Here is a 12,171-nt window from a genome sequence, read left to right as displayed (position 1 = left end):
GATGGCTATGTACAATTGGATTGCCGGATGGCTTGGCGCAGGGGTCGTGCTGGGACAGTTCTTTATTGCCGGAGCAGGAATCTATATGCTGCTTAAGCTATTGCCGGAGCGCTCTTTTAGATGGAAGAGGCTTTCCTTTCTGAAGCTGCGCGGCTCCTCGCCTCCCGAGCGCTTGCTTCGCTTATGCGGCATCAAGAGGGAGCATTCCGCTTATCGGCAGAGGGAGGTTTTGCTTGCGGGCTGCGGCATAACAATTGACCCGTCTTGGTATATGCTCTTCCGCCAGCTTGCGATGATTATAGGGATGGGAATAGGGGCTTTGCTGCTCGCAGTGTTCAGGAATGATCTGGCCTCCATCTGGTGCCAAGCTTTGATCGCATTGCCTCTGTTGCTTGCGGGTGCGCTATGGATCGATCGGACTTGGCTGCATGCGGCGCATAAGATGAGATCCCTGCAATTTACGAAGGAAATTTATGCCGTCAGCAATCAATTGCTGTATTTCGCCGATTCCAGCCTCAACATCCATGCCAAGCTTATGAGGTGTATGCCTTATACCAAAGCGATGCGGGGAGATATGGAGCGCCTGCTGGCTGAATGGTATCACGACCCTGCCCTGGCTTTGCGTCATTTCAAGCTGAGAATCGGCACGGATGACGGGATGAGCTTCGTCGAGACGATTGATGCGATCCGCCAGCATGAGAGCAGCCAGTATTATGAGCTGCTCCGAATCCGGATATCGGATTATAAGGAAAAGCTGGAGCTTGCGAAGGACAGCCGCAAGGAATCGACTTCTTACGTGCTGTTTATCATAGCAGGCATACCGATTCTGTATACCTTTCAGGTTTTTATCTATCCGTGGGTAAGGGAGGGGCAGAAGCTATTTCAGTCATTGGGATGAGCAATGCGATAGGAGATAGCTGCAAATGATCGGCCTTGAATCAATGCGATAGGAGGCAGCTATTTATAAAAGGTTAAGAATCAACGGGAGGAGGTGATTAGAATGCGCAATATTTTGATGACGGTCATGATGCTTGTCGTCGTAGTCATTCTGTTCAACGCGATAATCGCGCAGGATTCGACGGGAACGAAGAGCCAAATCCAATCGCAAGGCAATGCAGCCAATACGAGAATCAGCACGCTGCTGCCGCAATAATGGCATGGGATGCAGAATGTCGTGGGAGGCGAGGAGTATGAGAGCCATTTTAATGACTCTTCTTCTAATTATTACAGCAGTTGTCGTCTATACGGCCGTTGCGGAAGGGGAAGGCGGATTGAATGAGAGCGTCAGCCGGTCCGGCGTGGTGATGAGGGAATATATCAAGGGGATGAGTCCTTGAAGCAGCTGCTATTGTTTATTCTGTTCGCGGCTATGCTCTGTTGGATCATGTTCTCCCCTATCTATAAGCATGTGGTTATTGTAAGGCAAGCCCTGCTGCAGCAAGAGGTCGATTATTTGCTGGAGGTTGGCGCAAGCGGTACATACGGCTATATCAGTCCTGCTATGGAGCGTGATTCCATAAGAAGGCTGGCTGGCTTCGGGCTGCGGGAACAGGATCTGCGATACCAGTATGCGACAACTTCCGGCGTATCGGCTACGGATGTCAACAATCCCGTTCCTAGAGGCACAGGCATCTCGCTTTCGATCAGCTATCCGTATGAGAATTTGTTTGTCATTGATTCGCTGATTGGCATTCAGCCACTAGCGCCTGATGAGCGGATGAACGCATTCGGCATGAGGATGAGCGAGTATGTTCCGTAAAGGAAGGAGGCGCATCCTTGTACAAGGCAGTGCTTATTGTTGCTATGATGACGCTATGGATTACCGTCCATATGATGCAGGTAGAGGAAGAGCTGGCCATGAAGACGCTGTCCCAAGGCAAGCGCGCGATTAACCGGGCGGCACATGCGGCAGCACAGCAAGTGGACAAATCTGCGCTTAGCGAAGGCATCGTTCGTATAGACGAATCTGCGGCTTCCACGGAGGCCGCATTATATTTGCAGCACAATTTGCAACTGGACGCCAGCGGCAAGCCGCTGCCGAATTCATTTCTTCGCCATCCGGTGCAGGTGCTCGTATTTGATGTGATTAACTCGGAAGAGACGTTTCCTTATCGTTACTGGAATCCCGCATATCATTATGAGGCGGAGCTAAGAGGCCCGGGCGTGGTCATAATCGCGAAAGTGGTTTACCCCAGAGCGTTCAATGTCATGGAGCCGCTGGAATGGGAAATCAGGGGAGTTGCGGAGCTGGTTATCGGTTGAAGGTTTGATGCTTTTGATGCCACTGGAGATCTCATATTAGCAGCGGCTACGCTTGCCCGAATACGGCTTGCAGAATAAATCTGCAGGTCGTTATCCTTTTCCGCTGAGTTCAGAGCTGTAGCGCCGTCATACCCCGTTGCATCATCATTACTGCCGAATTCCCTCCTGTAGCGCCGTCATACCCCGTTGCATCGTTATTTCAGCCGAATTCCCACCTGTAGCGCCGTCACACCCCGCTGCATCATCATTACTGCCGAATTCCCTCCTGTAGCGCCGTCACACACTGTTGCATCATCATTTCAGCCGATTCCATACCTGTAGCGCCGTCACACCCCGTTGCATCATCATTACTGTCGAGTTCAGAGCTGTAGCGCCGTCACGCCCCGTTGCATCATCATTTCAGCCAATTCCATACCTGTAGCGCCGTCACACCTCGTTGCATCATTATTTCAGCCGACTTCCCACCTGTAGCACCGTCACACACTGTTGCATCATCATTTCAGCCAATTCCATACCTTTAGCGCCGTCACGCCCCGTTGCATCATCATTACTGCCGAATTCCCACCTGTAGCGCCGTCACACCCCGCTGCATCATCATTACTGCCGAATTCCCTCCTGTAGCGCCGTCACACACTGTTGCATCATCATTTCAGCCGATTCCATACCTGTAGCGCCGTCACACCCCGTTGCATCATCATTACTGTCGAGTTCAGAGCTGTAGCGCCGTCACGCCCCGTTGCATCATCATTACTGCCGAATTCCCTCCTGTAGCGCCGTTACACCCGGCTGCATCATTCCCCGCCTACTACACACAACTAACTACACACAACGAACGTCACTTGATTACTTGAACTACACAAAGGCATAGGTTGACGTTAATATCGAAAATTGGTGTAATAGGAGGGGGACTAAAGAAGGGAAGAATTAGGATGAATCGTGAATTGAAGAACAGGCTCCATCGTGATTATTTGAAGGTATACCGTATATCGGAGCTGATCGGCAACGGCATCTTTTTGCTGCTGATCGCAGCATATCTGATTATTGCTTTATGGCAGGATTGGACGCTGATCCCGGTATGGATTAGCGCGGGAGTATTGGTGTTGTCGCTCGTGATGTTCACCTGGCTCATTCCGTCGGTGAAGTATGCCAGATTCCGCTATGAGCTGTTCGAGGAAGAGCTGGAGATTGAGAAAGGCTTGATCTTTCTTAGCAACGTGCTTGTGCCGATGGTTCGCGTGCAGCATGTCGAGATTGGCAGCGGGCCGCTTATGAGAAAGTATGGGCTGGCGTCCGTATCTGTCGTGACTGCGGCGACGACACATCAGATCGTGGGTCTGAAGAGGGAAGAAGCGGAATCGCTCAAGCGGAGAATCGGACAATTGGCGAGGGTGGAAGAAGCCGATGAATGATCGCCGCATGCTGCATCCTACCTATATATTGTTTGGCGTATTATCTGTTATAAAAGGTTTCTTGCCGTTAATCGTCATTGTGCTGCTCCGCAAGCCGGACTGGTCCAATCTGGGCTGGTATTGGTATGCCGGCGCAGGCGGTTTTTTATTGCTTATGGCTCTTATGGCATTCCTGACGTGGAAGAAATTCGGCTTCTGGCTGGAAGAGGACCGGATCATTATCCGATCGGGGCTGTTCTTCCGGCAAGAGAAGACGATCTATTATACGCGGATTCACTCGGTCAACATCGAGCAGCCGCTCATTCAGCGCATCCTTGGCGTCGTACAGCTTAAGATTGAGACGCCGGGCGGGAACAACAAGGCGGACGGCATTCTGGAGACATTGTCCAAAGATGAGGCGAACCGCATCAAGCAGCTGTTGCGAAGCTATTCCGAAGCGGGTGCTGTTCGAGCGGAGAACGCCAGGGAAAACGAAGGCGCTACAGCGGGCATACCGGCTGGCGGTTCTGAGGGGACTGGGCTGAATGCACCTGCTGCAACAGCTTCTTCTGCTGCAGCACCTGCAGCTGGAGAAGCGCACACTGCGGCGCAATCCGCCACTTTATCGTCCTACTCCGGCAGCGGCCCAGCAGGGTCGGCCCCTGCTTCCATAGAGCGCCACGAAGACGCGGGACCAGCTGTAACTCTTGATGCAGGCAAGCTGTTCCAAGCGGCTGCGACGTCGCTGAACTTCGGTCTTGCGATTGCGTTTATTGCGGGTCTTTACTCGTTCGCGGATGACTTCCTGAATCTGATCCTTCCGGATCACTTCTTCGAGCAGGTCGTCGAAGACTCGGTAAGTCAAATGTCGAATACGCTCTTTATTGTCGGGCTTGCCGTATTTGTTATCTTGTTCGCATGGGTATTGTCGATCCTGCTCTACATCTTGAAGTACAGCGGATTTACGATGCGCCGGGAAGGCAAGCAGCTGTCGCTTAGTTACGGTCTGCTGGAGAAGAAGAGCATTCTGTTCGATCCGAAAAACGTACAGGCGGTTATCGTGAACGAAAGCTGGCTCAGACAGATATGGGGCTACAGCGAAGTGAAGCTGCAGGTGGTGTCATCCGATAAGCAAGAGCAGCTGATGATGCATCCTTTCATCAAAGTATCGGAGATTCAGGCGCTGATCGATCAGTTCGTACCAGGCATCAAGCTGCCGGAACCGAAGGAGCTTGCGCCGTCGCCGCGGAAGGCGTTGATCTACTACATCCGTATTCCGCTGCTCATAGCGGTTGTACTAGCGGGAGCTTGCATCGTCTACTTTGGCGCAATAGGAGCATGGTCGCTAGTATTAATTCCCCTTGTGCTATGGTGGCGGATCAGCTGCCACAAGGCTGCGGGGATGCTGCTGCAGGACGGCCAGCTCACCTTAAGAAGGCGTACGCTGCAGCGCATCACGTATTATGTGCGCCGGCCGCGCATTGTCACGATGTCCGTGAAGCGGTCCGACGCCCAGCGGCGGAAGGGAATCGCCGCAATCTCGGTACAAGTGCTGGGCAGCCCGTTCAGCTATAAGGTGCCGGGATTGGACCAAGACGATGTCCAGCCGGTATGGAGCTGGTATAGCCGCAGCAGCAAGGCCCAATAATATAGATATCCACGATCATCCAAGCAATGGCGAATACGATATGCGCTGCATGTCCGCCGTTGCTTTTTTTGTATGCAACGGGCTTTGCCGATTTGGAAAAAATTATTTTGAAAGCAAATGAACGAATCTGAAACCCTCGTCGTCTAATCACTAAAGGGCGGAGGTGAGAAGGGAGTGCACGCGGTGACCGATGAGACCAGACTGATACAGCAAGCCGTGAAAGGCGATACCCGATCATTGTCGGAGCTATTGCGCAGGCACTATTCTTTCCTCTATCAATATACCCTTAAGCTTACGATGGATAAGAGCCGGGCGGAGGATATTACGCAGGACACGATGCTGAAGGCGATCGAGAAAATCGGGACATACCGGGGACAGTCCAAATTTTCGACCTGGCTAATCGCCATTGCTTCCAGACTTGCGATCGACAAGGGGAGAAGAAGCGCGCGAGAACGCAAGTGGGTGGAGGAAGAAGGCGCGCTTAGAGCGCTCCGTTATGAGACGATCAGCCGGATGAACGATTGGCCCGAAGCGCTGCAGGCTATAGGAAAGCTGGATGAAAAGCTGCGGATGGCCGTATTGCTGAAGTATTATTACGGTTATTCCCAGGAAGAGATTGCAGATATGGCAGATGTCCCTGTCGGGACGGTCAAGTCAAGAATACATGCAGGAATGACACAGCTCAGAAAGGAGTTGTCTGGCGATGAAGAAGAACAAAGCTCATGACGAGGATCAGCAATGGTTCAAGGATCATATCGGCGCGGAGCTGCAGAGAATGGACGCCGCATTCGAGCGAAGCGAGCCCGAGCTTGAGCCGTTCGAGTCGTTCGTAGCTTCCCATAAGCAGGCGCTGCGCCGAAGACTGTGGCGCGACCTGGCCTTGTTCTGGCTTGTAGCGGCGATGCTTCTGCTGGGCATGTTCTGGATTATGGAGCAGGATTGGATCTGGCTCGCGGCGCTGCAGTCGCTGGTTGCGGTTAGCGCTGTCGGATACATCGGTATTGCTCATGTGTGGAAGGGGCGAAAGCAATGGAAGAACAACTGAAGCATTCGGTGCTGTTCTGGCTGCTCATTGCCCTCATCCTGCTATCTCAATCAACCTGGCTCTTCCTGGATGCGCGCAAGCGCGGCAGCATGCCGTGGTTTTGGGGGCTGTGGGGATTGATCCAATGCCCGTTCCCTCTCTTGTTCTACTGGCTGACTGTCAGATGGAGAGTATGGGACAAATTAAGGTCCTCTGCCAGAAACAAAAAATAAAGGGGTGCGTACGATGAATGAGACATTGGAATTATCAAAAATGGTTGGTCTTCTAGTACCGCTAATCATTCTTCAGCTCATACTGATGATCATTGCACTTGTGTTGTGCGTTAAGACGGAAGAGACAAGAGGTCCCAAATTGATGTGGGTACTTATCATCATATTCGGGCAATTGATTGGCCCGATCGCCTTCTTCCTGTTCGGAAGGAGACAAGCATAATGACAGCTCAGTTGATGGAAGTTAAAGGACTAAGCAAGTCCTTCGGTACGATGAAAGCAGTGAAATCGATCGATTTCAGCATACAAGAGGGCAGATGCGTTGCTCTTCTAGGTCCCAATGGAGCGGGGAAGACGACCACCATCCGCATGCTGACCGGGCTGCTGGCTCCTACTGCTGGCGAAGTGAGCTTCCGGTCGCTTGCTCCCGGCGAGGATCGGCGTGCCTTGATCGGCTATCTGCCGCAAACGCCCGCCTTCCATAATTGGATGAGCGGCATGGAATATGTCGTCTATGCCGGGCGGCTATGCGGGCTTGGCGTATCCGAGGCGAAGAATCGCGCGAAGGAGCTTCTGGAGCGGGTTGGACTGGCGGATGCAGCGAAGCGGAAGCTTGGCGGCTATTCCGGCGGTATGAAGCAGCGGCTCGGCTTGGCGCAGGCGCTCGTCCATCAGCCGAAGCTGCTCGTGATGGATGAGCCAGTATCGGCGCTGGACCCGCTTGGACGCCGGGAGGTGCTGCGCCTGCTTAAGGAGCTGAAGTCGGAGACGACGGTGTTGTTCTCTACGCATGTGCTCCATGATGCCGAAGAGCTGTGTGATGATGTCGTCATTATCCGCTCAGGAGAAGTAGCGCTGCAGGGCTCGCTGGCATCCATCCGCAGCCAGCATCGCCAGCCGGTTATTGAGCTGAAGCTGGATGAGGACAATACGCGAGGGATGGACTGGGCGAGAGCATTCGTACAGAGAACGAATAGCGGTGAGGCGAGTTACAGCTGGCTAAGCGAAGCGGAGCTGCGCGGCAACCGGCTTCATCTGACCGCCGCTCATATGGATCAGGCGCGGCAAGCGCTGCTGGAGGAGCTGGCAAGGCATTCGGTTCCGTTCAGCCGCCTTGAAGTTGGCTATTCGTCGCTGGAGGATTTATTTATGAAGGTGGTGGGCGAATGAACGGCGCGAATGAAGTTTACAGAGGAACACACCGCGGAGCGGAAGCGCCCAGATCCGCTACAAGAAGCTCAGGCGGAGCAGTATTCCTGACTCTGCTGGGCAAGGAATGTCTGGAGCTGCTGAGAAGCTTCAAGCTGATATGGGTGCCGATTGTATTTGCTGTTCTTGGCATCATGCAGCCTGTGCTTAGCTACTATATGCCTATTATTATCGAGAAGGCGGGCAACATGCCTGAAGGCACGGTGATCGAAATTCCGGCTCCGATGGGGTCGCAGGTGTTGGCAGATACGCTGTCCCAATTCGGAGTGATGGGCATCCTGATTCTGGCGCTGGCTTGCATGGGCATTGTCTCCGGCGAACGGAATAGCGGAGCGTCCGCTCTTGTGCTGGTCAAGCCTGTGTCCTATGCTTCTTACATCTTGTCCAAGTGGCTGAGCATCATGCTGCTCTCCTGGGGATCGTTGCTCCTTGGTTACGGGGCGGCATGGTACTATACATGGCTTTTGATTGAGTATGTGGATGTGGTTCCTTTCCTGCTTAGTTTTGTCCTGTATGGCCTCTGGTTTTCATTTGTATTGACAGTAACGCTGCTGTTCAGCACAGCGCTTCGCAGCGCGGCAGGTGCAGCTTTTACTTCACTGGGTGCAGCCATTCTGCTGACGGTGCTTGCAGGCTTGATTCCGAAGTATATGGCATGGAGCCCGGGAGCTCTGACCGGACTGGCCTATCAGGCTGCGACAAGTCCGGGCTGGCTTCAGATGGAGCCCGCGTCGTGGTGGGCGGTCATAACGGCCCTGATCGCCATTGCAGCTTTGCTGGCGGCTTCTGTTGTGCTTCTCAAGCGGGCGCCTGCACGCGACTAGCTGCCAGCAAACGTCATTATTCCGTAAAATGTAGCGTGATGAAGACAAGTATCTCGCGTTATAATGGAGGAATAAGGATGCCTCGCGCATCCTGACAGAATGAAAGGAGCTGGCACGCGATGAACCTGATTGTTGAACAGAATGCGGCACGTTGGTACAAAGAGCAGATGGATTTAAGCGAAGGGGATAGTTTGCGTATCTTCGTACGGCTGGGAGGCTGCGGCAGCGTGCACCCGGGATTGTCGCTTGGCATCACCAAGGATGAGCCGAGGAACGCAGGGCTTAGCCAGCAGGTTGAGGGCATCTTTTTTTACATGGAAGAGGATAATGTCTGGTATGTTGAGAACAAGGAGCTACGCATCTCCTTTGACGAGAAGTATGAAGAAGTAAAGATGGTCGTCGCCTAAAAGGCTGAGCGGCGGCGGGATATATAAGGCGGGCAAGCTGCGGATTTCCGTGAGCGAGCCCGCCTTTTTGTTTGCGATTTGTTTATGATTTGGATGAAGTGCCTTCCTCGCTTAATTCCTCGAATGATTTCACTTTCCCATGCGAAGGGCGCTGTCTGTGCTTGCGCTGGTGCCAGGCGTTTTCCCTGCGGTTTTTGGACGTGGACATAAGAGCATTCACCTCCTTCCTTCGTTAGAATGGCGTTAAACATCGGTTCTCATGCGCCATGCAACTGGCAATTAGGGAACTGGAAAGATCATGCAGCCCCGTTCACGTTTTTGTCATATAAGGGGGCCGATTTGCTAAGAATGAGAATTATTATCGGCAAAAATATTGACTCAGAGTGGAGAGCATGGGATAATATCGTTGTGCTTATGATAATCATTATCACCGCGCGAGGAGTTGCGGAGATTATCGAGGCTTATTTTTATGACTAGGTATGATATGGTATATCTCATTTTAATCCATTAACGTATAACAGATCTGAGGCTGTAGCATGAAAGTATGGATGTTAGTCGCAGCGCTTGTGCTCTTGTCAGTCACATCGCTGTTCATCGGAGCAGAAAATTTATCAATCACGGATCTGTTCAGTATGACGGATAGGCAGTGGCAGGTGCTTACCATCAGCCGCATTCCAAGGCTGGTCAGCCTTCTCATTGCAGGAGTTAGCATGAGTATCGCCGGCCTCATTATGCAGCAGCTTAGCCGCAACAAGTTCGTCTCGCCAACGACAGCGGGCACGGACGATGCCGCAAAGCTCGGGATTTTGGTGGCGCTGCTTGTGTTCGCCTCGGCGACGACCATGCAGAAGATGCTGATCGCGTTTGCTTTTGCGCTGGCCGGGACTTATGTGTTCATGAAGTTTCTGGACCGGATCAAATTCAAGGATACGATCTTCATACCGCTGGTCGGCTTGATGTTCGGCGGCATTATCAACTCCATCACGACCTTTTTTGCTTACAAGAACGATATGATCCAGAATGTGACGTCCTGGCTGCAGGGCAGCACCTCGGCCATTATGACAGGCCGTTACGAGCTGTTGTATATAAGCGTTCCGCTTCTTATCTTTGCTTATCTCTACGCCAACAAATTTACGATTGCGGGCATGGGGGAAGAGTTTTCGGTCAATCTGGGGCTCAATCATAAGTTCGTGGTTAACGTTGGTCTTATCATCGTTGCGCTGGTTTCGGTTGTGGTCATTCTGACGATCGGTATTATTCCGTTCCTCGGCCTCATCATTCCGAATATCGTAACGCTTTATGTAGGCGACAACCTGAAGAAAAGCTTGATACATACAGCTTTGCTCGGGGCGGTATTTTTGCTGGTGTGCGATATTGTGGGCAGACTCATTATTTATCCGTACGAAATACCAATCGGGCTTACTGTCGGCGTGATCGGAAGTATCGTTTTCCTGTATCTGCTGATGAGGAGAAGAGCCTATGAAGCTTAAACTTACCATGCTCGCCGTCCTGGCCCTTGGCGTCATTGCCGCCTTTCTGTTCTTGGACCTGCCGCATAATTGGGAATATGCCCTTGACCGCAGAGTGAAGAAAGTGCTGGCTATCGCGCTTACAGGCGGTGCTATCGCTTATGCAACGCTGATTTTCCAGACGATGACGAACAATCGGATTTTGACTCCGAACGTGATCGGCCTGGATTCTCTATACATGCTGATTCAGACGTTCGTTATTTTCTTCTTCGGTGCAGTCAGTCTGCCAAGCACGAACAAGATGATGAACTTCGGTTTTACAGTTGGGATTATGCTGCTGTTTGTGGCGGTTCTCTATAAGCTTATTTTCAAAAGGGAAGGACGAAATTTGTTTTTCCTGCTGCTTGTTGGACTTGTGATGGGAACCATGTTCGGCAGCATGACGACCTTCATGCAGGTGCTGATAGATCCGAATGACTTTCTGGTTGTGCAAGGAAAGATGTTCGCCAGCTTCAATAATGTGAATACGGACTTGCTGGTGCTGTCCGTCATTATTTTGGCGGTGGTTGCCCTGTACGCCATGAGGTTCTCGAAGTATCTGGATGCCATGTCGCTAGGCAAAGAACATGCCGTTAACCTTGGCATTCCGTACAACTTTGTTGTGATGAACCTGCTGGTGATCGTTGCGATTCTGATTGCGGTGTCTACAGCTCTGGTTGGCCCGATTACATTCCTTGGACTATTAGTCGTCAATGTTGGCTATCAGTTCATGAAGACTTACCGGCACAGCATTCTTATTCCTAGCACGATGCTGATTAGCGTTATTGCCCTTATCGGCGGTCAGCTGATTGTCGAGCGCGTCTTCACATTCGAGACGACGGTCAGCGTCATTATCAACTTTATCGGCGGAGCATACTTCTTATATCTGCTTCTAAGGGAGAGTAAATCATGATTGAGGTTCAAGAGGTATCCAAATCCTATGCCGGCAAGCCGGTAGTCGAAAAAGTATCGCTCAAGATCAGGCAGGGAAGCGTCACCTCCTTCATCGGTCCGAACGGGGCGGGGAAGAGCACGCTGCTGGCCATGATCAGCCGGCTGCTTCAAAAGGACAGCGGGAAAGTGCTGATTGACGGGAAGGACATCTCGGATTGGAAAAGCACGGAGCTTGCCAAAAAGATCTCGATCCTCAAGCAGTCCAATCAAATCAATCTGCGGCTTACCGTAAGGGAGCTGGTCAGCTTCGGCCGTTTCCCTTATTCGCAAGGAAAGCTGAAGAAGGAAGATTGGGAGAAGGTTGACGAAGCGATCGCTTATATGGATCTGACGGATCTGCAGCACAAGTATTTGGACCAGCTAAGCGGCGGCCAGAATCAGCGAGCGTTCATCGCCATGGTTATCGCTCAGAATACGGAATATATCCTGCTTGACGAGCCGCTGAACAATCTGGACATGAAGCATTCGGTCCAAATTATGAAGGTGCTGCGCAGGCTGGCTGAGGAGCTGGGCAAGACGGTTATTATCGTCATCCATGATATCAATTTCGCGTCCTGCTACTCCGACTATATTGTAGCGCTGAAGGACGGCAAGATTGTGAAGGAAGGGCCGACAGAGGCCATTATCGACAACAAGGTTCTCGAACATATTTATGATATGGATATTCCGATCGAGCTGGTGAACGGCAACCGGATTGGCGTCTATTTCAAATAAAGA

At 51.9% G+C, this 12,171-nt stretch carries 18 protein-coding genes; 17 read left to right on the top strand and 1 reads right to left on the bottom strand.

The window, feature by feature from the left end:
* Window positions 1–7: 7 nt before the first annotated feature.
* From D3P09_RS13945 to D3P09_RS13890, 14 genes are all read left to right on the top strand, one after another.
* Window positions 8–898: a hypothetical protein gene (locus tag D3P09_RS13945; protein ID WP_243644172.1), complete on the top strand. Its 891-nt coding sequence runs from the start codon at window positions 8–10 to the stop codon at window positions 896–898.
* 102 nt (window positions 899–1,000) lie between these two features.
* Complete coding sequence (locus D3P09_RS27685; protein ID WP_165867439.1) at window positions 1,001–1,153, top strand: hypothetical protein; 153 nt, start codon at window positions 1,001–1,003, stop codon at window positions 1,151–1,153.
* Between the two features lie 37 nt (window positions 1,154–1,190).
* Window positions 1,191–1,337, top strand: a complete 147-nt coding sequence (locus D3P09_RS27680) for a hypothetical protein (protein WP_165867438.1) — start codon at window positions 1,191–1,193, stop codon at window positions 1,335–1,337.
* Window positions 1,334–1,759: a hypothetical protein gene (locus D3P09_RS13940; protein WP_120111065.1), complete on the top strand. Its 426-nt coding sequence runs from the start codon at window positions 1,334–1,336 to the stop codon at window positions 1,757–1,759. Before D3P09_RS27680 ends, D3P09_RS13940 begins: the two co-directional genes overlap by 4 nt.
* Before the next feature lie 17 nt (window positions 1,760–1,776).
* Window positions 1,777–2,262, top strand: a complete 486-nt coding sequence (locus D3P09_RS13935; protein ID WP_120111062.1) for a hypothetical protein — start codon at window positions 1,777–1,779, stop codon at window positions 2,260–2,262.
* 929 nt (window positions 2,263–3,191) lie between these two features.
* A complete protein-coding gene (locus D3P09_RS13930; protein ID WP_120111059.1) occupies window positions 3,192–3,671 on the top strand; it encodes a PH domain-containing protein in 480 nt (159 codons plus the stop codon).
* Complete coding sequence (locus D3P09_RS13925; RefSeq protein ID WP_120111057.1) at window positions 3,664–5,298, top strand: PH domain-containing protein; 1,635 nt, start codon at window positions 3,664–3,666, stop codon at window positions 5,296–5,298. The genes D3P09_RS13930 and D3P09_RS13925 overlap by 8 nt, the downstream gene beginning before the upstream one ends.
* A 183-nt stretch (window positions 5,299–5,481) precedes the next feature.
* Window positions 5,482–6,024 carry an RNA polymerase sigma factor SigY gene (gene sigY, locus D3P09_RS13920; RefSeq protein ID WP_120112434.1) on the top strand — a complete coding sequence of 181 codons (543 nt, stop codon included), beginning with the start codon at window positions 5,482–5,484 and terminating at the stop codon, window positions 6,022–6,024.
* The gene (locus tag D3P09_RS13915) at window positions 6,002–6,343 is read left to right on the top strand and encodes a YxlC family protein (RefSeq protein ID WP_120111055.1); all 342 of its coding nucleotides are present in this window, start codon (window positions 6,002–6,004) and stop codon (window positions 6,341–6,343) included. Before sigY ends, D3P09_RS13915 begins: the two co-directional genes overlap by 23 nt.
* A complete protein-coding gene (locus tag D3P09_RS13910) occupies window positions 6,328–6,555 on the top strand; it encodes a sigmaY antisigma factor component (RefSeq protein ID WP_120111052.1) in 228 nt (75 codons plus the stop codon). Before D3P09_RS13915 ends, D3P09_RS13910 begins: the two co-directional genes overlap by 16 nt.
* A 13-nt stretch (window positions 6,556–6,568) precedes the next feature.
* Complete coding sequence (locus D3P09_RS13905) at window positions 6,569–6,775, top strand: PLD nuclease N-terminal domain-containing protein (protein WP_120111049.1); 207 nt, start codon at window positions 6,569–6,571, stop codon at window positions 6,773–6,775.
* A complete protein-coding gene (locus D3P09_RS13900) occupies window positions 6,775–7,722 on the top strand; it encodes an ABC transporter ATP-binding protein (protein WP_120111047.1) in 948 nt (315 codons plus the stop codon). The genes D3P09_RS13905 and D3P09_RS13900 overlap by 1 nt, the downstream gene beginning before the upstream one ends.
* Complete coding sequence (locus tag D3P09_RS13895; RefSeq protein WP_120111045.1) at window positions 7,719–8,585, top strand: ABC transporter permease; 867 nt, start codon at window positions 7,719–7,721, stop codon at window positions 8,583–8,585. Before D3P09_RS13900 ends, D3P09_RS13895 begins: the two co-directional genes overlap by 4 nt.
* A 119-nt stretch (window positions 8,586–8,704) precedes the next feature.
* Window positions 8,705–8,992: a HesB/YadR/YfhF family protein gene (locus D3P09_RS13890; RefSeq protein WP_120111043.1), complete on the top strand. Its 288-nt coding sequence runs from the start codon at window positions 8,705–8,707 to the stop codon at window positions 8,990–8,992.
* A gap of 82 nt (window positions 8,993–9,074) precedes the next feature.
* Here D3P09_RS13890 and D3P09_RS28120 read toward each other — a convergent pair whose 3' ends face one another.
* A complete protein-coding gene (locus D3P09_RS28120) occupies window positions 9,075–9,200 on the bottom strand; it encodes a DUF6254 family protein (RefSeq protein ID WP_243644168.1) in 126 nt (41 codons plus the stop codon).
* 328 nt (window positions 9,201–9,528) lie between these two features.
* Between D3P09_RS28120 and D3P09_RS13885 the strand changes: the two genes are divergently transcribed.
* The 3 genes from D3P09_RS13885 to D3P09_RS13875 are packed head-to-tail and all read left to right on the top strand — an operon-like array spanning window position 9,529 to window position 12,168.
* Entirely contained in the window at window positions 9,529–10,482 is a 954-nt protein-coding gene (locus tag D3P09_RS13885; RefSeq protein WP_120111040.1) for an ABC transporter permease, read from the top strand.
* Complete coding sequence (locus D3P09_RS13880) at window positions 10,472–11,413, top strand: iron chelate uptake ABC transporter family permease subunit (RefSeq protein WP_120111037.1); 942 nt, start codon at window positions 10,472–10,474, stop codon at window positions 11,411–11,413. Before D3P09_RS13885 ends, D3P09_RS13880 begins: the two co-directional genes overlap by 11 nt.
* On the top strand, window positions 11,410–12,168 hold the full coding sequence (locus D3P09_RS13875) for an iron ABC transporter ATP-binding protein (RefSeq protein ID WP_120111035.1): 759 nt from the start codon (window positions 11,410–11,412) through the stop codon (window positions 12,166–12,168). Before D3P09_RS13880 ends, D3P09_RS13875 begins: the two co-directional genes overlap by 4 nt.
* Window positions 12,169–12,171 lie beyond the last annotated feature (3 nt).

Origin of the sequence: Paenibacillus pinisoli (assembly GCF_003605435.1) — a bacterium.
Classification (GTDB): domain Bacteria; phylum Bacillota; class Bacilli; order Paenibacillales; family Paenibacillaceae; genus Pristimantibacillus; species Pristimantibacillus pinisoli.
The sequence above is the reverse complement of the archived record's forward strand: the minus strand, read 5'-3'. Positions and strand labels throughout refer to the sequence as shown.

Excerpts from the sequence above, each read along its gene's own strand:
- D3P09_RS13915 (WP_120111055.1), top strand. The coding sequence starts at position 6,002 with ATGAAGAAGAACAAAGCTCATGACGAGGATCAGCAATGGTTCAAGGAT.
- D3P09_RS13905 (WP_120111049.1), top strand. The coding sequence starts at position 6,569 with ATGAATGAGACATTGGAATTATCAAAAATGGTTGGTCTTCTAGTACCG.
- D3P09_RS13875 (WP_120111035.1), top strand. The coding sequence starts at position 11,410 with ATGATTGAGGTTCAAGAGGTATCCAAATCCTATGCCGGCAAGCCGGTA.
- D3P09_RS13900 (WP_120111047.1), top strand. The coding sequence starts at position 6,775 with ATGACAGCTCAGTTGATGGAAGTTAAAGGACTAAGCAAGTCCTTCGGT.
- D3P09_RS13890 (WP_120111043.1), top strand. The coding sequence starts at position 8,705 with ATGAACCTGATTGTTGAACAGAATGCGGCACGTTGGTACAAAGAGCAG.
- D3P09_RS27680 (WP_165867438.1), top strand. The coding sequence starts at position 1,191 with ATGAGAGCCATTTTAATGACTCTTCTTCTAATTATTACAGCAGTTGTC.
- D3P09_RS13925 (WP_120111057.1), top strand. The coding sequence starts at position 3,664 with ATGAATGATCGCCGCATGCTGCATCCTACCTATATATTGTTTGGCGTA.
- D3P09_RS28120 (WP_243644168.1), bottom strand. The coding sequence starts at position 9,200 with ATGTCCACGTCCAAAAACCGCAGGGAAAACGCCTGGCACCAGCGCAAG.
- D3P09_RS13945 (WP_243644172.1), top strand. The coding sequence starts at position 8 with ATGTACAATTGGATTGCCGGATGGCTTGGCGCAGGGGTCGTGCTGGGA.
- D3P09_RS13910 (WP_120111052.1), top strand. The coding sequence starts at position 6,328 with ATGGAAGAACAACTGAAGCATTCGGTGCTGTTCTGGCTGCTCATTGCC.
- D3P09_RS13930 (WP_120111059.1), top strand. The coding sequence starts at position 3,192 with ATGAATCGTGAATTGAAGAACAGGCTCCATCGTGATTATTTGAAGGTA.
- D3P09_RS13895 (WP_120111045.1), top strand. The coding sequence starts at position 7,719 with ATGAACGGCGCGAATGAAGTTTACAGAGGAACACACCGCGGAGCGGAA.
- D3P09_RS27685 (WP_165867439.1), top strand. The coding sequence starts at position 1,001 with ATGCGCAATATTTTGATGACGGTCATGATGCTTGTCGTCGTAGTCATT.
- D3P09_RS13880 (WP_120111037.1), top strand. The coding sequence starts at position 10,472 with ATGAAGCTTAAACTTACCATGCTCGCCGTCCTGGCCCTTGGCGTCATT.
- D3P09_RS13885 (WP_120111040.1), top strand. The coding sequence starts at position 9,529 with ATGAAAGTATGGATGTTAGTCGCAGCGCTTGTGCTCTTGTCAGTCACA.